Source organism: Streptomyces sp. NPDC059373, from assembly GCF_042751495.1.
Lineage (GTDB): Bacteria > Actinomycetota > Actinomycetes > Streptomycetales > Streptomycetaceae > Actinacidiphila.
Genome location: NZ_JBHYXC010000028.1, coordinates 17,469 through 36,492, shown reverse-complemented (window position 1 = coordinate 36,492; position 19,024 = coordinate 17,469). Strand labels below are relative to the sequence as shown.

18 protein-coding genes are annotated in these 19,024 nt (G+C 69.7%); all 18 read right to left on the bottom strand.

Annotated elements, in window-relative coordinates; genetic code table 11:
* Positions 1 to 2 precede the first annotated feature (2 nt).
* The 18 genes from atpA to ACFXJ5_RS29425 all read right to left on the bottom strand — a co-directional run bounded on the left by atpA (position 3) and on the right by ACFXJ5_RS29425 (position 18,966).
* Positions 3 to 1,574: a F0F1 ATP synthase subunit alpha gene (gene atpA / locus ACFXJ5_RS29510; protein WP_384637517.1), complete on the bottom strand. Its 1,572-nt coding sequence runs from the start codon at positions 1,572 to 1,574 to the stop codon at positions 3 to 5.
* Positions 1,575 to 1,682: 108 nt separating this feature from the next.
* Positions 1,683 to 2,504, bottom strand: a complete 822-nt coding sequence (locus ACFXJ5_RS29505) for a F0F1 ATP synthase subunit delta (protein ID WP_384637514.1) — start codon at positions 2,502 to 2,504, stop codon at positions 1,683 to 1,685.
* Positions 2,501 to 3,052 carry a F0F1 ATP synthase subunit B gene (locus tag ACFXJ5_RS29500; protein WP_384637511.1) on the bottom strand — a complete coding sequence of 184 codons (552 nt, stop codon included), beginning with the start codon at positions 3,050 to 3,052 and terminating at the stop codon, positions 2,501 to 2,503. The genes ACFXJ5_RS29505 and ACFXJ5_RS29500 overlap by 4 nt, the downstream gene beginning before the upstream one ends.
* A 42-nt stretch (positions 3,053 to 3,094) precedes the next feature.
* Positions 3,095 to 3,325 (bottom strand): ATP synthase F0 subunit C, encoded by a 231-nt coding sequence (gene atpE, locus ACFXJ5_RS29495; RefSeq protein ID WP_024884520.1) that lies wholly within the window; start codon positions 3,323 to 3,325, stop codon positions 3,095 to 3,097.
* A gap of 75 nt (positions 3,326 to 3,400) precedes the next feature.
* The gene (atpB, locus tag ACFXJ5_RS29490) at positions 3,401 to 4,219 is read right to left on the bottom strand and encodes a F0F1 ATP synthase subunit A (RefSeq protein ID WP_384637508.1); all 819 of its coding nucleotides are present in this window, start codon (positions 4,217 to 4,219) and stop codon (positions 3,401 to 3,403) included.
* A gap of 219 nt (positions 4,220 to 4,438) precedes the next feature.
* Positions 4,439 to 4,852, bottom strand: a complete 414-nt coding sequence (locus ACFXJ5_RS29485; RefSeq protein ID WP_384637505.1) for a hypothetical protein — start codon at positions 4,850 to 4,852, stop codon at positions 4,439 to 4,441.
* 240 nt (positions 4,853 to 5,092) lie between these two features.
* Entirely contained in the window at positions 5,093 to 6,397 is a 1,305-nt protein-coding gene (locus ACFXJ5_RS29480) for an MraY family glycosyltransferase (protein ID WP_384637503.1), read from the bottom strand.
* A 95-nt stretch (positions 6,398 to 6,492) separates the two neighbouring features.
* Positions 6,493 to 7,776, bottom strand: coding sequence for a serine hydroxymethyltransferase (locus ACFXJ5_RS29475; RefSeq protein WP_384637500.1), 1,284 nt, complete (start codon positions 7,774 to 7,776; stop codon positions 6,493 to 6,495).
* Positions 7,777 to 7,857: 81 nt separating this feature from the next.
* The gene (locus ACFXJ5_RS29470; protein ID WP_384637497.1) at positions 7,858 to 8,493 is read right to left on the bottom strand and encodes an arsenate reductase/protein-tyrosine-phosphatase family protein; all 636 of its coding nucleotides are present in this window, start codon (positions 8,491 to 8,493) and stop codon (positions 7,858 to 7,860) included.
* Entirely contained in the window at positions 8,490 to 9,137 is a 648-nt protein-coding gene (locus ACFXJ5_RS29465) for an L-threonylcarbamoyladenylate synthase (protein ID WP_384637495.1), read from the bottom strand. Before ACFXJ5_RS29465 ends, ACFXJ5_RS29470 begins: the two co-directional genes overlap by 4 nt.
* Before the next feature lie 109 nt (positions 9,138 to 9,246).
* On the bottom strand, positions 9,247 to 10,092 hold the full coding sequence (gene prmC, locus ACFXJ5_RS29460; RefSeq protein WP_384637492.1) for a peptide chain release factor N(5)-glutamine methyltransferase: 846 nt from the start codon (positions 10,090 to 10,092) through the stop codon (positions 9,247 to 9,249).
* A 45-nt stretch (positions 10,093 to 10,137) separates the two neighbouring features.
* The gene (gene prfA / locus ACFXJ5_RS29455) at positions 10,138 to 11,223 is read right to left on the bottom strand and encodes a peptide chain release factor 1 (protein ID WP_384637489.1); all 1,086 of its coding nucleotides are present in this window, start codon (positions 11,221 to 11,223) and stop codon (positions 10,138 to 10,140) included.
* A 114-nt stretch (positions 11,224 to 11,337) separates the two neighbouring features.
* Positions 11,338 to 11,562: a 50S ribosomal protein L31 gene (gene rpmE / locus ACFXJ5_RS29450; protein ID WP_127361307.1), complete on the bottom strand. Its 225-nt coding sequence runs from the start codon at positions 11,560 to 11,562 to the stop codon at positions 11,338 to 11,340.
* A gap of 138 nt (positions 11,563 to 11,700) precedes the next feature.
* Positions 11,701 to 12,777, bottom strand: a complete 1,077-nt coding sequence (locus ACFXJ5_RS29445; protein ID WP_384637486.1) for an LCP family protein — start codon at positions 12,775 to 12,777, stop codon at positions 11,701 to 11,703.
* Positions 12,778 to 12,954: 177 nt separating this feature from the next.
* Positions 12,955 to 15,006, bottom strand: a complete 2,052-nt coding sequence (gene rho / locus ACFXJ5_RS29440; protein ID WP_384637483.1) for a transcription termination factor Rho — start codon at positions 15,004 to 15,006, stop codon at positions 12,955 to 12,957.
* Between the two features lie 365 nt (positions 15,007 to 15,371).
* On the bottom strand, positions 15,372 to 16,295 hold the full coding sequence (gene thrB / locus ACFXJ5_RS29435) for a homoserine kinase (RefSeq protein WP_384637480.1): 924 nt from the start codon (positions 16,293 to 16,295) through the stop codon (positions 15,372 to 15,374).
* Between the two features lie 277 nt (positions 16,296 to 16,572).
* Positions 16,573 to 17,640 (bottom strand): threonine synthase, encoded by a 1,068-nt coding sequence (gene thrC, locus ACFXJ5_RS29430; RefSeq protein WP_384637477.1) that lies wholly within the window; start codon positions 17,638 to 17,640, stop codon positions 16,573 to 16,575.
* A 33-nt stretch (positions 17,641 to 17,673) separates the two neighbouring features.
* A complete protein-coding gene (locus ACFXJ5_RS29425; RefSeq protein WP_384637474.1) occupies positions 17,674 to 18,966 on the bottom strand; it encodes a homoserine dehydrogenase in 1,293 nt (430 codons plus the stop codon).
* Positions 18,967 to 19,024: the final 58 nt, after the last annotated feature.

Here is a 19,024-nt window from a genome sequence, read left to right as displayed (position 1 = left end):
GCTCAGCCCTCACCCAGCAGCTTGCCGTCCGAGGTCTCGAACTGCTGCTTGAAGCTGGCGACGGCCTCGGTGAGGGCCTCGACCGTCTCGTCGGGGAGCTTGCCGGTCTCGACGATGCCGGTCAGCAGCGCCTTGTGCTCACGGTGCAGGTAGTCGAGGAACTCGCGCTCGAAGCGGCGGATGTCCACGACCGGTACGTCGTCGAGCTTGCCGGTGGTGCCGGCCCAGATCGAGACGACCTGGTCCTCGATGGCGAACGGCGCGTACTGGCCCTGCTTGAGCAGCTCGACCATGCGCTTGCCACGCTCCAGCTGGGCCTTGGAGGCCGCGTCCAGGTCGGAACCGAAGGCGGCGAAGGCCTCCAGCTCGCGGTACTGGGCGAGGTCCACGCGCAGGCGGCCGGAGACGCCCTTCATGGCCTTGATCTGGGCGGAGCCACCGACCCGGGAGACCGAGATACCGACGTTCAGCGCCGGGCGCTGGCCCGCGTTGAACAGGTCGGACTCCAGGAAGCACTGGCCGTCGGTGATGGAGATGACGTTGGTCGGGATGAACGCCGACACGTCGTTGGCCTTGGTCTCGACGATCGGGAGGCCGGTCATGGAACCGGCGCCAAGCTCATCGCTCAGCTTCGCGCAGCGCTCCAGGAGGCGGGAGTGCAGGTAGAAGACGTCACCCGGGTAGGCCTCACGGCCCGGCGGGCGGCGCAGCAGCAGGGATACGGCGCGGTAGGCGTCGGCCTGCTTGCTCAGGTCGTCGAAGACGATCAGCACGTGCTTGCCCTGGTACATCCAGTGCTGGCCGATGGCCGAACCGGTGTACGGGGCGAGGTACTTGAAGCCGGCCGGGTCGGACGCCGGAGCCGCGACGATCGTCGTGTACTCCAGGGCGCCGGCCTCCTCCAGGGCGCCGCGCACGGACGCGATGGTGGAGCCCTTCTGGCCGATGGCGACGTAGATGCAGCGGACCTGCTTCTTCGGGTCGCCGGAACGCCAGTTGTCGCGCTGGTTGATGATCGTGTCGACGGCCAGGGCGGTCTTGCCGGTCTGGCGGTCGCCGATGATCAGCTGACGCTGGCCACGGCCGATCGGGGTCATCGCGTCGACGGCCTTGAGGCCGGTCTGCATCGGCTCGTGCACCGACTTACGGGCCATGACGCCGGGAGCCTGGAGCTCCAGCGCGCGGCGGCCGTCGGTCTCGATCTCGCCGAGGCCGTCGATCGGGTTGCCGAGCGGGTCGACAACGCGTCCGAGGTAGCCCTCGCCGACGGCGACGGACAGGACCTCACCGGTACGGGTGACCGGCTGGCCCTCTTCGATGCCGCTGAACTCGCCGAGGACGATCGCACCGATCTCGCGCTCTTCGAGGTTGAGGGCGAGACCGAGAGTGCCGTCCTCGAACTTCAGCAGCTCGTTCGCCATCGCCGAGGGAAGGCCCTCGACCTTCGCGATGCCGTCTCCGGCCTCGCTGACCGTGCCGACCTCCTCGCGCGAGGCGGCGTCCGGCTTGTACGACTGGACAAAGTTCTCCAGCGCGTCCCGGATCTCCTCCGGCCGGATCGTAAGCTCCGCCATCTGGGTTCCCTGCTCTCCTTGTTGGGCCCGAAGTCTTCGTCACTACGGCCCAACTCGGGCCGCTAACTGCGCTGATCTTTAAAAACTGGGCTTTGAGTTGGTGGCTGGTCAGCCGGCCATCCGCCGGGCCGCCTCGTCGAGACGGTCGGCGATGGTCCCGTTGATGACCTCGTCGCCCACCCGAACGGTGATCCCGCCGAGGACCGTGGGGTCCACATCGAGGTTCAGGTGCACCTGCCGGCCGTACAGCTTGGCAAGCGCGGCGCCGAGGCGCTCCTTCTGCTGGTCACTCAGCGGAACCGCCGACACCACGACCGCCACCATCCGGTTACGGCGCGCGGCAGCCAGCTTGGACAGGGCGTCGATCCCTGTCTCAAGGCTACGGCCACGCGGGTGTGTCACAAGGCGGACCACGATCCGCTCGGTGACCGGGTTGGCCCGGCCGCCCAGCAGCGAGCGCAGCAGCTCGGCCTTGGCCTGGTTGGACGCGGCCTTGTCGGACAGCGCCGCCCGCAGCTCACTGCTGCCGGTGACGATGCGGCCGAACCGGAACAGCTCGTCCTCGACCTCGTCCAGCGCGTTGCCGCGCTGAGCGTCGACCAGGTCCGCGCTGTAGGACAGCTCCTCCAGCGCGTCGGTCAGATCACGCGACCGCGACCAGCGGGACCGGACCAGACCCGAGACCAGGTCGAGAGTCTCCCCGCCGACCCGCGTGCCGAGTACCTGTCCGGCCAGACCGGCCTTGGCCTCACCGGGCTGCGCCGGGTCGGTCAGGTGCCGGCGCAGCGAGCCCTCGCGGTCGAGGAGCTCCGTGACGGCGGACAGCTCGTCGGCGAGCCGGGCAGCGTCGACGGACGTGTTGTCCGTCAGCGCGTCCAGCTGCTCGCGCGCGGCGCCCAGCGCCTCGCGGCTCGCTCCGTGGACCGTCATCGGGCCGCCTCGGCCGTCGCAGCCTTCTCGTCCAGTTCATCGAGGAACCGGTCGATCACACGGCTCTGCCGAGCCACGTCGTCCAGCGACTCGCCGACCAGCTTGCCGGCCAGGTCGGTGGCCAGCTGGCCCACGTCCTGACGCAGCGCCCGCGCGGCGGCCTTGCGGTCGGCCTCGATCTGGGCGTGGCCGGCCGCGACGATGTCCTCGCGCTGGCGCTGCCCCTCCGCACGCATCTCGGCGATGAGCGCGGCGCCCTGCTCCTGCGCCTCCTGACGGAGACGGTTGGCCTCGTGGCGGGCCTCGGCGAGCTGCTCCTTGTACTTGGCAAGGGTCTGCTCGGCCTCGGCCTGGACGGCCTGGGCCTTCTCGATACCGCCTTCGATGGCCTCACGGCGCTCTTCCAGAACCTTGTTGATGTTCGGGAGGAGCTTCTTGGCGAGGAAGCCGAAGACGATAACGAAGGCGATCAGGCCGATGACAAGCTCTGGGATCGGCGGGATGAGCGGATTCTCCGCCTCTGCCGCCAGAATGAGCAGCTGGCTCATATCAGTGCCTTTCGTCGAGTCGGCTGGTCGTGGATCAGCAGATCACTTGCCGTAGACGAACGGCATGACCAGACCGATGAGGGCGAGCGCCTCACAGAACGCGAAACCGAGGATCTGGTTGGCGCGGATCAGGCCGGCGGCCTCGGGCTGACGGGCCAGGGCCTGGGTGCCGTTACCGAAGATGATGCCGACGCCGACGCCGGGACCGATGGCAGCGAGGCCGTAACCGATGGAGCCGAGCGAGCCGGAGACAGCGGCGAGGGTCTGGGACATGCCAGTTCTTCCTTCTCTTTCAAGGACCGGTGGGGGTTGGCCACCGGACGTCTGCGGGGTAGGAGGGGCGGGCACTCAGTGGTGCTCGGCGAGCGCGCCCTGGATGAAGGTGCAGGTCAGGAGCACGAAGACATATGCCTGCAAGGCCTGGATGAAGAGCTCGAAGGCCGTCATGACGATGACCATGATGAACGAGACGCCCGCGTAGGCGATCCCGATGCCGTTCAGCAGGTACCAGCTGGCGATCGTGAAGAGCAGCAGCAGGGTGTGGCCCGCGAACATGTTCGCGAAGAGTCGGACGGCGTGGGTGAACGGCCGGACGAGCAGGTTCGAGAAGAACTCGATGAACATCGCCAGCGGGAGAACCGGGCCGAGTGACTTGTCGTAACCGGTGAAGTTCTTGAACGCGCCGACGAAGCCGTGCCGCTTGAAAGTCAGCGAAACCCAGAGGACGTACACGATGCCCGCAAGGACGGCCGGGTACGAGATGATCGCGGTGACCGGGAACTGGGCGACCGGAATGATCGACCACAGGTTCATCATCCACACGAAGAAGAACAGCGAGACGATGAGCGGGACATACTTCTCGCCCTCCTTCTTGCCGATCGTCTCGTACACGATCCCGCGCCGTACGAAGTCGTAGCCCGTCTCGGCGACCAGCTGGAGCTTGCCGGGGACGACCTTCGGCTTCGCGAACGCGGCCCAGAAGAAGCCGACGATGACGACGGTGCCCAGCAGCGCCAGCAACATCGTCTTGTTGAAGTAGAAGTTGCTGTTCCCGTCTCCGAAGAGCGGCTTGAACAAGAAGGAGTGCAGGCCGGGGGCCGGGAAGCCGCACCCGTCGAAGATGTGACAGTTCGTCTCGAAGGCGAGCGTCGTTACATCACTCACCATGAGCTCCTTCAGCGTGGCACATAGGTACGGCAACCTCGATGTGTCGGCGCGGCATACAGCCACGGAACGGCACTGGACTGGTCTTGCAGATATGGGGGCGGCGTACAGGCGCTGAGCCGATGGGCCGCGCAGGCATGACTACCGCCCGCGCCAGCTCTGCCGCAGTTGAGACCGGACGATAGCAAACGAGCGCAGGCCCGCTCACACCGGCCCTGTGGTTCACGACGGAGACCTGGACGAATCCGGCTCCACGTACAGGATCTTCGCCTTCATATGAGCACGGGCCTGCGCTGCGATCCACACGAGGGTCGAGGCGAGCAGCGTGAACGCGAAGGCCTTCGTGTTGAACAGCGTGGTGTGCTTGAAGACGGCGAGGAAGACACCGATCAGCAGGATCTGCGTGGTGTAGAGCATCAGGCCCATGGCCTGGAAGAGATGCGGCAGGGTCCTCGCGGTCCGCTGCAGCGCGATCAGGCCGGCGCCCATGAACGCGATCACAAGCACTGCGCCGAAGATCGCGCCGATCACACCCTTGCCGCCGGCGACGGCAGCACTCACAGCGACCGCGACCACGCCTGCGGCGGCTGTCGGGACGGCACAGTTCAGGATGGTTCGGACGTCGTTGGACTGCATGGCGGCAGCTCCTCCGGCGGGGTGTTGGGGAAGACGTTCTGTCGTCATAGGGGGACGAGCGTAGCCGGGGGCGGAGGACATGCCTCACGCCGGAAGACCATCACGCCAGGGTCTTTCGGCTCGTTTCCGGGTACTCGTGAACGGTATCACAAACTATTTGATGAGGTCTTTACTCAGTTCGTGTGCGGGCCGTCACACAGGAGGAGTACAAACTTCGGCCGTCCGGGGGACGGCCGCACCCTAACGGCGGCTTTCCGCAGGTTGACGCTCCGTGCGGCCCGGGAGCAGGGCGCGGTCGCCCACCGCGGTCGCACCGTTGACGCCGGGGGCCTGGCCGGAGGCGACGAGGGCGGCGGCCGCCGCCTGGGCCTCGCGGCGGGAGCGGCGGTAGCGGGGCGGGACGAAGGACTCGGCCCAGCGGGGGGCGCGGGGGCGGAAGCGGGGGAAGAGCAGGGCGACGAGGCCGATGGCGCTCAGCGCGATGATCGCGAGGACGATCCACAGGCTGGAGGAGTTCACCGAGAAGGCGACGGCACCGAAGGCGATCAGGGCCGACCAGAAGTACATGATCAGGACGGCCCGGCTGTGCGAGTGGCCGATGTCCAGCAGGCGGTGGTGGAGGTGGCCGCGGTCGGCGGCGAAGGGCGACTGGCCGTTCCACGTACGGCGGACGATGGCCAGGACCAGGTCGGCGGCCGGGATGGCGATGATGCTCAGCGGGAGCAGCAGCGGCATGTAGACCGGGACCATGAAGTGCGTGGTGGCGCGGGCCGAGCCGGTCATGTCGGTGATGGAGTCCGGGTCGACCTGGCCGGTGATGGAGATGGCGGCCGAGGCCAGCATGAGGCCGATCAGCATGGACCCGGAGTCGCCCATGAAGATGCGCGCGGGGTGCAGGTTGTGCGGGAGGAAGCCCAGGCACATGCCGATGAGGATGGCGCTGAAGAGCGTGGCCGGGGACGCCGCGTCCACGCCGTACCCGTACCAGAGCCGGTAGGCGTACATGAAGAACGCGATGGAGGCGATGCAGACCACACCGGCGGCCAGACCGTCCAGCCCGTCAACGAAGTTGACGGCGTTGATGGTGATGACCACCAGCGCGACGGTGAGCAGGGTGCCCTGCATCTGCGTCAGCGAGACCGTGCCGACGCCGGGGACCGGGAGCCAGAGGATCGTCAGGCCCTGAAGGACCATCACACCGGCGGCGACCATCTGCGCGCCGAGCTTGATGAGGGCGTCGACGCCCCACTTGTCGTCCAGGACGCCGAGCAGCCAGATCAGCCCGGCGCCGGAGAGCAGCGCGCGGGGTTCGTTGGACAGCTCGAAGACGCTCCGCAGGTTCTCCAGATGAGCGGCGACCAGCAGTCCCGCGCACAGGCCGGCGAACAGGGCGATGCCGCCCAGCCGGGGGGTGGGTTCCCGGTGGACGTCACGGTCGCGGATCTCGGGCATGGCGCCGGCCGCGATGGCGAACTTCCGCACCGGCCCCGTGAGGAGGTAGGTGACGGCTGCTGCCACGCAAAGGGTCAGGAGGTACTCGCGCACGGGCACACCCTATTCGCGTCCGGGTGGCGACTGTAAACACTTGTAAGGACTCACAGCGGGTGCCCAGGGTTGCAGGGCATCATGCCCGGTGTCCGTTATGCCGGATAAGGGGGGTACGGCGGGAAGCCGCCGACCAGCTCGGCGACCCGCTGCGCGATGCCTCGCTCCTCGCGTACGGCGCGCGCGATCAGGCCTGCGACCTGCGGCATCTCGTCCGTGCCCATGCCCTGGGTGGTGACCGCGGCGGTGCCCAGGCGGATGCCGGAGCCGATCGAGCAGGGTTCCGAGTCGTACGGGAGTGTGTATTTGTCGAGCACGATTCCCGCCGCCGCGCACCGGCCCCGGGCCTGCGCGCCGGTCGCGCCGAGCGAGGAGACGTCGGCGGTGATCAGGTGGGTGTCGGTGCCGCCGGTGGAGATCCGCAGGCCCTGGCCGGCCAGCGCCTCCGCGAGGGTGCGGGCGTTGGCGACGACCTGGTGGGCGTACGCGGCGAAGGCGGGCGTGGCCGCCTCGGCGAGGGCGGCTGCCTTGGCCGCGATGGCGTGCATGTGGGGGCCGCCCTGCGAGAAGGGGAAGACGGCACGGTCGATCCGCTGCGCTAGGTCCGCGCCGCACAGGATCAGGCCCCCTCGCGGGCCGCGCAGCGTCTTGTGGCTGGTGGCGCACACCACATCCGCGTACGGCACCGGGTTGGGCGCCGCGCCGCCGGCCACCAGGCCGAGGGTGTGGGCGGCGTCGACGATGAGATAGGCGCCCACGTCGTCGGCGATCTCGCGGAAGGCGGCGTGGTCGATGTGCCGGGGGTAGGCGATGGAGCCGCAGACGATCGCCTTGGGGCGGTGCTGGTGGGCGAGTCTGCGGACCTCGTCGTAGTCGATGAGGTCGGTGTCGCGGGTTACGCCGTAACCGACGATGTGGAACCAGCGGCCGGAGAAATTGGACTCCGAACCGTGGGTGAGGTGCCCGCCGTGCGGAAGTGCCATCGCCAGGACGGTGTCACCGGGCACGAGAAGGGCCGCATACGCCGCCAGGACGGCCGAGGAGCCGGAGTACGGCTGGACGTTCGCATGAGCCGCGCCGAAGAGCCTGGTGGCCCGTTCAATGGCCAGCCGCTCGGCGAGGTCGACCAGCTCGCAGCCGGCGTGGTGGCGCTGGCCCGGATACCCCTCGGCGTACTTGTTCGCCAGCGGTGAGCCGAGCGCGGCGAGGACGGCGGGTGAGGTGAAGTTCTCGCCGGCGATCAGCTGCAGGCAGTTGCTCTGGCGCTGCACCTCGCCGAGGAGGACGTCGGCCAGTTCCGGATCCTGCCGGCGCAGCTGCTCGAAACCGGTGCCGGTGGCCCAGGTGGTGTGCCCTGCTGTTTCCGCGGTCGTCGACATGGCTCGGCGCTCCGGTGTGACGGGGATCTCACCACCACTGTGGCACCGATGCGGGCAAACCGCCCAGTACACGCAGAAGCGTTACGCCGTCGGGGCCGGGACCCCGGTGAGGGCGGTAACCACGGGGTCGAGGGCGGCGTGGATCTCCTCGCCGACGCTGCGAAAGAACGTGAGCGGAGCGCCGTACGGGTCGTAGACCTCGTCGGCCTCGGCGTCGGGGGCGAGGAGCCAGCCGCGGAGCGCGGCGGCGGCCCGGACCAGGGAGCGCGCCCGCGCCGTGACGCCACCGTCGTCGGGGAGGGTGGCGGGGTCGATGGCGCGCACCAGGCGGGTGAACTCCTTGAGGGTGAAGGTGCGCAGGCCCGCCGCGTGCCCCATGGAGATGACCTGGGCGCGGTGGTCGCGGGTGGCGGTGAGGACGAGGTCGGCGTCGATGACGTGCTCGTCGAGCAGCTCGCGGCCGGTGAAGCCGGAGGGGTCGGCGGAGTACTCGGCGAGGACGGTGGCCGCGTGGGCCTCCATGGGGGCGCCCTCGTGCCCCCAGGTGCCGGCGCTCTCGACGAGGATCCCGGCGGCTCCGTCGCCGAGCCGCCGGGTCAGCTCATGGCGGGTCAGCCGCTCGGCCATCGGCGAGCGGCAGACGTTGCCGGTGCAGACGTGGAGGATGCGGAAGACGTCTTCGCGCTCACGCTGAACACCCGGCAGGCCAGGTATCAACTGCTGACCTCCAGGTCGGGCACGACCTCCCGGAGCTGCTCGGCGGAGAGCGCGCCCGCCCGCAGCAGCACCGGCACCTTGCCGGTGACGTCGACGATCGACGACGGTACGGCGGCGGGCGTGGGTCCGCCGTCGAGGTAGACGGCGACGGAGTCGCCGAGCATCTCCTGGGCGGCGTCGCAGTCCTGCGGGGACGCGTGGCCGGTCAGGTTGGCACTGGAGACGGCCATGGGGCCGGTCTCGGTCAGCAGCTCGATGGCGACGGGGTGCAGCGGCATACGGACGGCGACGGTCCCCCGGGTGTCGCCGAGGTCCCACTGCAGGGACGGCTGGTGCCGGGCGACGAGCGTGAGGGCGCCCGGCCAGAAGGCGTCGACCAGCTCCCAGGCCTGCTCGGAGAAGTCGGTGACCAGGCCGTGCAGGGTGTTCGGGGAGCCGACGAGCACGGGCGAGGGCATGTTGCGGCCACGCCCCTTGGCCTCGAGCAGGTCGCCCACGGCCTCGCGGTTGAAGGCGTCGGCGCCGATGCCGTAGACCGTGTCGGTGGGCAGCACGACGAGTTCGCCGCGGCGCACGGCAGAGGCGGCCTCACGCAGTCCGGCGGCGCGGTCGGTCGCATCCGAGCAGTCGTAACGCCGTGCCATTAGCTGACCTCCAGGTGATGCGCCGTCCTGACGGCGGGGCTTTTGTACGCAGAAGTACGGGGCGTCGTGCCCCGGAAGAACACAGCAGGACCGGGGTTGCCCGGCGCCATCATGGCGTCGCCTTGCGGGCAGTGGTGAACCTGGGCCGTTTGTTCAGGTCGGGGTGGTCCGCGGCGTCGGCCCAGCCCGCGTCCTCCTTGAAGATCCACGGGACCTGGCCGCCCTGCGTGTCGGCGTGCTCGATGACGACGACGCCGCCGGGGCGGAGCAGGCGTTGGGCGGTGCGCTCGATGCCGCGGATGGTGTCGAGGCCGTCCTCGCCGGAGAAGAGCGCCAGTTCGGGGTCGTGGTCGCGGGCCTCGGGGGCGACGTACTCCCATTCGGTGAGCGGGATGTACGGCGGGTTGGAGACCACGAGGTCGACCTGGCCGTTCAGCTCCGGAAAGGCCGTCAGCGCGTCGCCGTGCCGCAGGTCGACCTTGCTGCCCTCGGTGTTCTTGCGGGCCCAGACCAGGGCCTCTTCGGACAGCTCGACCGCGTGGACGCGGGAGCGCGGCACCTCCTGGGCCAGCGCGAGCGCGATCGCGCCGGAGCCGGTGCAGAGGTCGACGATCAGCGGCTCGGCGACGTCCATGGCACGTACGGCGTCTATGGCCCAGCCGACCACGCTCTCGGTCTCCGGACGCGGTACGAAGACGCCGGGGCCGACCTGCAGCTCGAGGTAGCGGAAGAAGGCGCGGCCGGTGATGTGCTGCAGCGGCTCGCGGGCCTCGCGGCGGGCCACGGCCTCCCAGTAGCGGGCGTCGAAGTCCGGGTCGGGGACGGCGTGCAGCTCACCGCGCTTGACCCCGTGCACGTACGCGGCCAGTTCCTCCGCGTCGAACCGCGGGGACGGCACGCCGGCATCGGCCAGCCGCCGCGTCGCTGCCGCGACTTCGGCGAGCAACAGGTTCACGTCGTCCTCTCCTGGGCCAGGGATGTCCTCGAATGCCGGACGGGCTTAGTTTTCACCGGCCGCGGCCAGCTTCGCAGCCGAGTCGGCGTCGACGCACGCCTGGATCACGGCGTCGAGGTCCCCGTCGAGGACCTGGTCCAAGTTGTACGCCTTGAAGCCGACACGGTGGTCCGAGATGCGGTTCTCGGGGTAGTTGTACGTCCGGATGCGCTCGGAGCGGTCGACCGTGCGGACCTGGCTGCGGCGCGCGTCGGAGGCCTCGCGCTCGGCCTCCTCCTGGGCGGCGGCCAGCAGCCGGGAGCGCAGGATGCGCATCGCCGACTCCTTGTTCTGGAGCTGGCTCTTCTCGTTCTGGCAGGAGACGACCAGGCCGGACGGGAGGTGCGTGATACGCACCGCGGAGTCGGTGGTGTTGACCGACTGGCCGCCCGGGCCGGACGAGCGATAGACGTCGATACGCAGGTCGTTGGGGCCGATCTCGACCTCGACCTCGTCGGCCTCGGGGGTGACCAGGACGCCGGCGGCGGAGGTGTGGATGCGGCCCTGGGACTCGGTGGCGGGCACGCGCTGCACGCGGTGCACCCCGCCCTCGTACTTCAGACGGGCCCAGACGCCCTGGCCGGGCTCGGTGGCGCCGTTACCGCCCTTGGTCTTCACCGCGACCTGGACATCCTTGTAGCCGCCGAGGTCGGACTCGTTGGCCTCGATGAGCTCGGTCTTCCAGCCGACGCGCTCGGCGTAGCGCAGGTACATCCGCAGCAGGTCGCCGGCGAACAGCGCGGACTCCTCGCCGCCCTCACCCGCCTTGACCTCGAGGATGACGTCCTTGTCGTCGCTGGGGTCGCGCGGGACGAGCAGGAGGCGGAGCTTCTCGGTGAGCTCCTCGCGCTGCTTCTCCAGCGACTTGGCCTCGGCGGCGAAGTCCGGGTCGTCCGCCGCGAACTCGCGGGCCGTCTCGATGTCCTCGCCGGTCTGCTTCCACGTGCGGTAGGTGCCGACGATGGGGGTCAGCTCGGCGTAGCGCTTGTTGAGCTTGCGCGCGTTGGCCTGGTCCGCGTGGACCGAAGGGTCGGCAAGCCGCTTTTCGAGGTCGGCATGCTCGCCGATGAGTTCCTCGACCGCCTCGAACATCTGGGATCCCTGCTTACTGCTGCTTGAGGTGAAGGTGACGGGCCGGGACGACAAAACGCCGGTCCGGCTGACCGGCATGAATCCGGGCAGCCGAGAACCGGCGCTTATGGGTCGCTACTTCTGGGCGGACCCGGCCTTCTTGCCGAAGCGGGCCTCGAAGCGGGCCACACGGCCACCGGTGTCGAGGATCTTCTGCTTGCCCGTGTAGAACGGGTGGCAGGCCGAGCAGACGTCGGCGCGGATGACGCCGCTCTTCTCGGTGCTGCGGGTGGTGAACGAGGCGCCGCAGGTGCACGTGACCTGGGTCTCCACGTACTCCGGGTGGATTTCGCGCTTCAAGGGAATCTCCTGGTTATCTCGGGAGGGTCCCGGGTCGTGAGGCGGGTTTGCGTCACGTGAACCGGGGCCGACGTACCAGTCTGCCAGGACCGGCCGTATCTCCCAAAACGAGGCGTCCCCGATGGTTATTCCTGGGCTCTACGAGGAGCTCTTGACGACACCCTTCGTGCCCGCCTGGTCACCGGCGGAGCCCTTCGTGGCGCTCTTGGGGATCGTCCGGTCGGCCCGCAGTGCCGCCCAGACCTGGTCGGCCTTGTCGGTCAGCGGGATGACGCGGTTGGGGTCGGTGGGGTCGTACTGGACCGGCATGGTGATCATGTCGAGGTCGTTGGAGCCGATGCCCTTCATGCTCTGCCCCAGGCCCATGAGGTTGCCGACCGTGGCGAGGTCGGAGTCGGTGGTGAGGGCGCCGGTGGCGGTGTCGGCGACCTGGTAGAGCTTGGTGGGGCTGGTGAGCAGGCCGAGGCTCTCGACGCGGGCGATGAGCGCCTTGACGAAGGCCTGCTGGAGCTCTATCCGGCCGAGGTCGCTGCCGTCGCCGACGCCGTGGCGGGTGCGGACCAGGCCGAGGGCCTGCTTGCCGTCGAGGGTGTGGGTGCCGGCCTTGAGGTGCAGGTGGCTGTCGTTGTCGTCGATGTCCTGGGCGGTGGTCACCTTGACGCCGCCGAGGGCGTCGATGAGGTGCTGGAAGCCGGAGAAGTCGATCTCGATGTAGTGGTCCATACGGACGCCGGTCATCGACTCGACGGTCTTCACCGCGCAGGCGGGGCCCCCGACCGCGTACGCGGAGTTGAACATGACGCCGGTGGCGGCGGGGAGCTGCGTACCGCCCTTGATCTTGGTGCAGGAGGGCCGGTCGACGAGGGTGTCGCGGGGGATGCTGACCACGCTGGCCTTCTTGTGGCCCTTGTGGATGTGCACGATCATCGCGGTGTCCGAGCGGGCCGTGCCGTCGTCCTGGCCGCCGCCGGCCTTCTTGTTGCTGCCGGAGCGGGAGTCGGAGCCGAGGACGAGGATGTCCATGGAGCCGTTGTCGAAGTTCGTCGGGCGGTCGGTGCCCAGTGCCCCGTTGATGTCGATGCCCTTGATGTTGCCGTTGAGCTTGAAGTAGATGTACCCGGCACCGGTGAGGCACAGTACGACCGCGACGGTGGCTGTCCAGACGACCGCGCGCATGGCCTTGCGACGGGGGGCGCGGTGATGGGGCTGCGTCATGGTCTCCTCTGTCCTTGCCTGCTCCGGTACCCCCAGTTGTGGTGATCAAGCACCTGTTGTCCCGCTTGTCAGACGTTCGGGGGACAGACAGCGTTCCAAATGCGGATGAACATGTGAAAAGGGCCACCCCGTCGCCGCGACCGTCGCGACTTCGGAGTGGCCCTTTCGTACGATCCGTCAGTCGTTGTTCTGACCGGGGGTCGTCTTGGCGATCTGCATCAGGAACTCGGCGTTCGACTTCGTCTGCTTCATCTTGTCGAGCAGCAGCTCGATCGCCTGCTGCGAGTCGAGCGCGTGCAGCACCCGGCGCAGCTTCCAGACGATGGCGAGCTCCTCGGGGTTGAGCAGGATCTCCTCCTTACGGGTCGCGGACGAGTCCACGTCCACGGCCGGGAAGATCCGCTTGTCGGAGAGCTTGCGGTCGAGGCGGAGCTCCATGTTGCCGGTGCCCTTGAACTCCTCGAAGATCACCTCGTCCATGCGCGAGCCGGTCTCGACCAGCGCGGTGGCCAGGATGGTCAGCGAGCCGCCGTCCTCGATGTTGCGCGCGGCACCGAAGAAGCGCTTCGGCGGGTAGAGCGCGGTCGAGTCGACACCACCGGACAGGATGCGGCCGGAGGCGGGCGCCGCGAGGTTGTACGCGCGGCCCAGACGGGTGATGGAGTCCAGCAGGACGACGACGTCGTGGCCCAGCTCCACCAGGCGCTTCGCGCGCTCGATGGCGAGCTCGGCGACGGTGGTGTGGTCCTCGGCCGGGCGGTCGAAGGTCGAGGAGATGACCTCGCCCTTGACCGACCGCTGCATGTCGGTGACCTCTTCCGGACGCTCGTCGACCAGGACGACCATCAGGTGGCACTCGGGGTTGTTGTGGGTGATCGCGTTGGCGATCGCCTGCATGATGATCGTCTTACCGGTACGCGGCGGAGCCACGATCAGACCGCGCTGGCCCTTGCCGATGGGCGCGACGAGGTCGATGACCCGGGGGATCAGCTGGTTCGGCTCGTTCTCCAGCCGCAGCCGCTCCTGCGGGTACAGCGGGGTGAGCTTGCCGAACTCGGGGCGGCTGCGGCCGGAATCGGCGGCCATGCCGTTGGCCGAGTCCAGGCGGACCAGCGCGTTGAACTTCTCGCGGCGCTCGCCGTCCTTGGGCTGGCGGACCGCGCCGGTGACGTGGTCACCCTTGCGCAGGCCGTTCTTACGGACCTGGGCGAGGGACACGTACACGTCGTTCGGGCCCGGCAGGTAGCCGGAGGTCCGGATGAACGCGTAGTTGTCGAGGATGTCGAGGATACCCGCGACGGGGATCAGGACGTCGTCCTCGTTGACCTGGGGCTCGTTGCCGAACTCCTCGCGGCGGTTGCCGCTGGTGCCCCGGCCCCGGCGGTCGCGGTAACGGCCGCGGCGACGGCGGCCGCCGCCCTCACCGTCGTCGTAGTCGTCCTGGGGGCCGCCGCCCTGGCCGCCCTGCTGCTGGCCCTGGCTCTGGCCCTGCTGCTGGCCCTGCTGGCGGTCGCGGTCACGCTCGCGGTCACCGCGCTGCTGCTGCCCGGCGCCGCCGCCGTCCTCGCCCTTGTTGCGGCGGTCGCGCTGGCGGTCCCGGCGGCCCTCACGGTCCTGGCGGTCCTGCCGGTCGCCGCGCTGGCGGTCCCGGCCGCCCTGACGGTCGTCGCCGGCCTTGGCCTCGGCCGCGGGGGCCTTGCCCTCGGCGGTGTCGGCGGCGGCCTCGGCGCGCTCGTTGCGGGCGGCGGCGGGGGCGGTCCGGTCGGCACGCTCGGCGCGCTCGGCCTTGGGCTGCTCGCCGGCCGGCTGGCCGGGAATGTCGATCTGCTTCGCCTGCTCGGGCGCGGCGGGCGCCGACGGCGCGGTGGCCGCCACGGCCTTGGCCTCGGCGTTGTCGCCGGTGCGGGTCCGCGACGTGGCGCGGCGCTTGGGCTTCTCGGCGGGCTCTCCCCCCTGGGAGGCGGCCGGAGCGGCCTTGGCGGCGGTGGTGGCTCCGCCGGACTGCGCGGCCTTGATGGTCTCGATCAGCTGCCCCTTGCGGAGCCGCGCGGTGCCCTTGATCCCGAGACTGGAAGCAAGCTGCTGCAGCTCGGCCAGGACCATGCCCTCAAGACCGGTGCCTGAGCGGCGTCGCTTGGGGGCAGCAGCACCGGTGGCAGGCGCGGCAGCGTCGGGCGCGGCGGCATTGCCTTCCACGCGCACGCCCATCAGATCGGTGGTGTCGCTCACGAAGGGTCCTTCCCTGGAGCGGACGTCGGCCTGTCTGGCTCGGCGACCGGTTGTGCTGTCCGGATTCGGTCTTTGTCCCTGACCTGATCCGGGGCGGTGGTCCGCCTGACGGCGGCAGAAAATGACGTACCAAAATGCTGCTTTGGCGCGGAGAGATCACTCAGGTGGTGTGTCGCTCGCGCCGACTCCGGAGCGTGCTCGGCACTGCTCAGGCAGGCTGCCTATGCGGTGTGGGAGGCTCCCGGAAGAATGGCGGTCCCGAGACGGGACACGGAGCACCGAGCCGCAATGGCGTCGAGTGCAGATTTGAGATTAACACTACCGGATCCAACAAACATTCCCCCTCTCATCGACCGGCAATCGTGTCACTGCCCCACAGCCAGCGGCAGGACACTCGCCCCAGCCCCGTCCAGGGTCAGGCGGTTGGCCGCCCACCCGGTGCCGGCCAGCTGGGAGACCTTGTCGGCGGCCCCGTCATCGGTGAGCGCCAGCACGGTGGGGCCGGCCCCCGAGATGACAGCAGGGACGCCCTCGGCGCGCAAACGGTTCACCAGAGCCACACTTTCGGGCATGGCGGGAGCGCGGTAATCCTGGTGCAACCGGTCCTCGGTGGCGGGAAGCAGCAGCTCGGGGCGCCGGGTGAGGGCTTCCACCAGCAGCGCGGCCCGGCCGGCGTTCACCGCGGCGTCGACATGCGGGACGGTGCGCGGCAACAGGCCACGGGCGGTCTCGGTCAACACGGGCTTGGACGGTACGAAGACCACGGGCACGACGGCCTCGGAGGGGTCCAGCCGGATCGCGTGGGCGGTGCCGCCCTCCGTCCAGGCCAGGGTGAAGCCGCCGAGCAGACAGGCGGCGACATTGTCCGGGTGGCCCTCGATCTCGTTGGCCAGCTCCAGCAGCGCCGCGTCGTTCAGCTTGTCCTGCCCGCCTATCGTCACCGCGCGGGCGGCCATGATGCCCGCGCAGATGGCGGCCGACGACGACCCCAGGCCCCGGCCGTGCGGGATGCGGTTGGCGCAGACGACCTCGAGGCCGCGCGGCTGCCCGCCGAGCACGTCGAACGCGGTGCGCAGGGAGCGTACGACCAGGTGCTTTTCGTCCCGGGGGAGTGTTTCGGCACTCTCTCCGGCGATGTCGACGTGCAGGCCGGAGTCGGCCACGCGGACCACGACATCGTCGTAGAGCCCCAGGGCCAGGCCGAAGGCGTCAAAGCCGGGTCCGAGGTTTGCGCTGGTCGCGGGGACGCGCACTCGGACGGCGGCGGCGCGGAAGGCGGGTCCGGCCATCGTTCGATGACTCTCCTTGTGCTTCAGGGCGGTGCTGCCTCGGATGCCGCTGCTTTACGGCTTTACGGCGGGAGGACTTTTGGGCACCAATGCCGGTGGCATGGGCCGGATCGGCGCACGCGCGACGCCGGTGTGGGCCCAGCCTATCGAAGGAAGGTTCTGTTGCGACATAGGGCGCACGAACAGCGCGTGATGCGTGTCGCCCTCCGGGGCATGCGCCCCCTGTGCGGCCGGCCCGTACCGCCGGGCCCGGCCGGCCCGGCGGTACCGAAGCGGCTCAGTCCGTGAGACCCAGCTTCTCCGCGGCGGCGTCCGCGTCCACGGGGACCGTGATGGGCTGCGGGGCGCCGGCCACGGCCCAGTCGGGGTCCTTGAGGCCGTTTCCGGTCACGGTACAGACGATGCGCTGGCCGGGATCGACCCGGCCCTCCTCGGCGGCCTTGAGCAGGCCGGCCACGCTCGCGGCGGAGGCGGGCTCGACGAAAACACCCTCCCGGGCCGCCAGCAGGCGGTACGCCGACAGAATCTGACGGTCCGTCACCGCTTCGATCAGGCCGCCCGATTCATCCCGGGCCTCCTCCGCGAACTGCCAGGACGCGGGGTTGCCGATCCGGATGGCGGTGGCGATGGTCTGCGGATGACGGACCGGCGCGCCGTTGACGATGGGGGCCGAACCGGCCGCCTGGAAGCCCCACATGCGGGGGTTTCGGGTGGACACGCCGTCAGCGGAGTATTCGCGGTAACCCTTCCAGTACGCGGTGATATTGCCCGCGTTGCCCACCGGGAGGATGTGGATGTCGGGCGCGTCGCCGAGTGCGTCCACGATCTCGAACGCGGCGGTCTTCTGGCCCTCGATACGCACCGGGTTGACCGAATTGACCAGCGCCACCGGATACTTGTCGCTCAAGCCGCGCGCGAGGTCCAGGCAGTCGTCGAAGTTGCCGTCGACCTGGAGGATGCGGGCGCCGTGCACCAGCGCCTGACCCATCTTGCCCAGCGCGATCTTGCCCTGCGGGACCAGGACGGCGCAGACCATCCCGGCCCGTACGGCGTACGCGGCCGCCGAGGCCGAGGTGTTGCCGGTGGACGCGCAGATGACGGCCTGCGCACCCTCCTCCTTGGCCCGGGTGATGGCCATGGTCATGCCGCGGTCCTTGAAGGAGCCGGTGGGATTGGCTCCCTCGACCTTGAGGAAGACGTCGCAGCCGGTGCGCTCGCTCAGCAGCTGGGCCGGGACGAGCGGGGTGCCACCCTCCAGCAGCGTGACCACAGGGGTCTCGGCGGTCACCGGGAGGCGGTCCCGGTACTCCTCGATGATGCCGCGCCACTGGTGGGTGCCGGACATTCGGGGACGGTCTGTTACGGCGTTCATGTCGGATTACTCCCCTTCGACGCGCATGATGCTGGCGACGCCACGTACGGTGTCGAGTTTGCGCAGGGCCTCGACGGTCGCCGCGAGCGCGGCGTCGGCCGCGCGGTGGGTGACGACGACAAGAGCGGCGTCTCCGTCCTTGCCCTGCTGGCGGACGGTGTCGATGGACACCTGATGCTCGGCGAAGACCGTCGCGACCTGGGCCAGGACACCCGGTTTGTCGGCCACGTCGAGGCTGATGTGGTAGCGGGTGACCACATCGCCCATCGGGCTGACGCGCAGCCGCGCGTAGGCGGACTCGCCGGGCCCCGTGGTGGCCGCCAGCTTGTTGCGGCAGGCCGCGACCAGGTCGCCGAGGACGGCGGAGGCGGTCGGTGAGCCGCCGGCGCCGGGACCGTAGAACATCAGCTTGCCGGCGGCGTCGGCCTCGACGAAGACCGCGTTGTACGCCTCGCGGACGCTGGCCAGCGGGTGCGTGAGGGGGATCATCGCGGGGTGCACGCGGGCGGTGACGGACCCGCCGTCCTCGCTGCGCTCGCAGAGGGCCAGCAGCTTGACGGTGCAGCCCATCTGCTTGGCGGAGGCGATGTCGGCGGCGGTGACCTCGGTGATGCCCTCGCGGTGGACGTCGTCGATGGTCACCCGGGTGTGGAAGGCGATGCCGGCCAGGATCGCGGCCTTGGCGGCGGCGTCGAAGCCCTCGACGTCGGCGGTGGGGTCGGCCTCGGCGTAACCGAGGGCCGTGGCCTCGTCCAGCGCCTCGGAGTACCCGGCGCCGGTGGTGTCCATCTTGTCGAGGATGAAGTTGGTCGTGCCGTTGACGATGCCCATGACCCGATTGATCTTGTCGCCGGCCAGCGACTCGCGCAGCGGGCGGATCAGCGGGATGGCGCCGGCGACGGCGGCCTCGTAGTAGAGGTCCGCGCTGTGCTCGACGGCGGCGGCGTGCAGCGCGGTGCCGTCGGCGGCCAGCAGGGCCTTGTTGGCGGAGACCACGCTCGCGCCGTGCTCGAAGGCGGTGGTGATGAGGGAGCGGGCGGGCTCGATGCCGCCGATGACCTCGACCACGACGTCGATGTCCCCGCGTTTGACCAGGGCCGTCGCGTCCGTGGTGAGCAGCTCGGCCGGTACGCCCGCGCGGACCCGGTTCGGGCGGCGTACGGCGATCCCGGCGAGCTCGACGGGGGCGCCGATGCGCGCCGCGAGGTCGGCCGCGTGCGTCGTCATGATGCGCGCCACCTCTGAGCCCACCACACCACAGCCCAGCAGCGCCACCTTCAGCGGACGCGTACGCATCATCCGACCTCGTTTCGTTTACAGCTCATTGGTCTGGGAGCAGAACCAGTCTCACTCACCG

What these genes read in the sequence shown, in the direction of transcription:
- ACFXJ5_RS29500 (WP_384637511.1), bottom strand. Translation starts at nt 3,052, where the DNA reads ATGAGCCAGCTGCTCATTCTGGCGGCAGAGGCGGAGAATCCGCTCATC.
- ACFXJ5_RS29425 (WP_384637474.1), bottom strand. Translation starts at nt 18,966, where the DNA reads ATGATGCGTACGCGTCCGCTGAAGGTGGCGCTGCTGGGCTGTGGTGTG.
- ACFXJ5_RS29485 (WP_384637505.1), bottom strand. Translation starts at nt 4,852, where the DNA reads ATGCAGTCCAACGACGTCCGAACCATCCTGAACTGTGCCGTCCCGACA.
- thrC (WP_384637477.1), bottom strand. Translation starts at nt 17,640, where the DNA reads ATGTCCGGCACCCACCAGTGGCGCGGCATCATCGAGGAGTACCGGGAC.
- atpB (WP_384637508.1), bottom strand. Translation starts at nt 4,219, where the DNA reads ATGGTGAGTGATGTAACGACGCTCGCCTTCGAGACGAACTGTCACATC.
- atpE (WP_024884520.1), bottom strand. Translation starts at nt 3,325, where the DNA reads ATGTCCCAGACCCTCGCCGCTGTCTCCGGCTCGCTCGGCTCCATCGGT.
- atpA (WP_384637517.1), bottom strand. Translation starts at nt 1,574, where the DNA reads ATGGCGGAGCTTACGATCCGGCCGGAGGAGATCCGGGACGCGCTGGAG.
- thrB (WP_384637480.1), bottom strand. Translation starts at nt 16,295, where the DNA reads ATGGCCGGACCCGCCTTCCGCGCCGCCGCCGTCCGAGTGCGCGTCCCC.
- prfA (WP_384637489.1), bottom strand. Translation starts at nt 11,223, where the DNA reads ATGTTCGAGGCGGTCGAGGAACTCATCGGCGAGCATGCCGACCTCGAA.
- ACFXJ5_RS29505 (WP_384637514.1), bottom strand. Translation starts at nt 2,504, where the DNA reads ATGACGGTCCACGGAGCGAGCCGCGAGGCGCTGGGCGCCGCGCGCGAG.
- ACFXJ5_RS29445 (WP_384637486.1), bottom strand. Translation starts at nt 12,777, where the DNA reads ATGACGCAGCCCCATCACCGCGCCCCCCGTCGCAAGGCCATGCGCGCG.
- ACFXJ5_RS29475 (WP_384637500.1), bottom strand. Translation starts at nt 7,776, where the DNA reads ATGTCGACGACCGCGGAAACAGCAGGGCACACCACCTGGGCCACCGGC.
- ACFXJ5_RS29465 (WP_384637495.1), bottom strand. Translation starts at nt 9,137, where the DNA reads ATGGCACGGCGTTACGACTGCTCGGATGCGACCGACCGCGCCGCCGGA.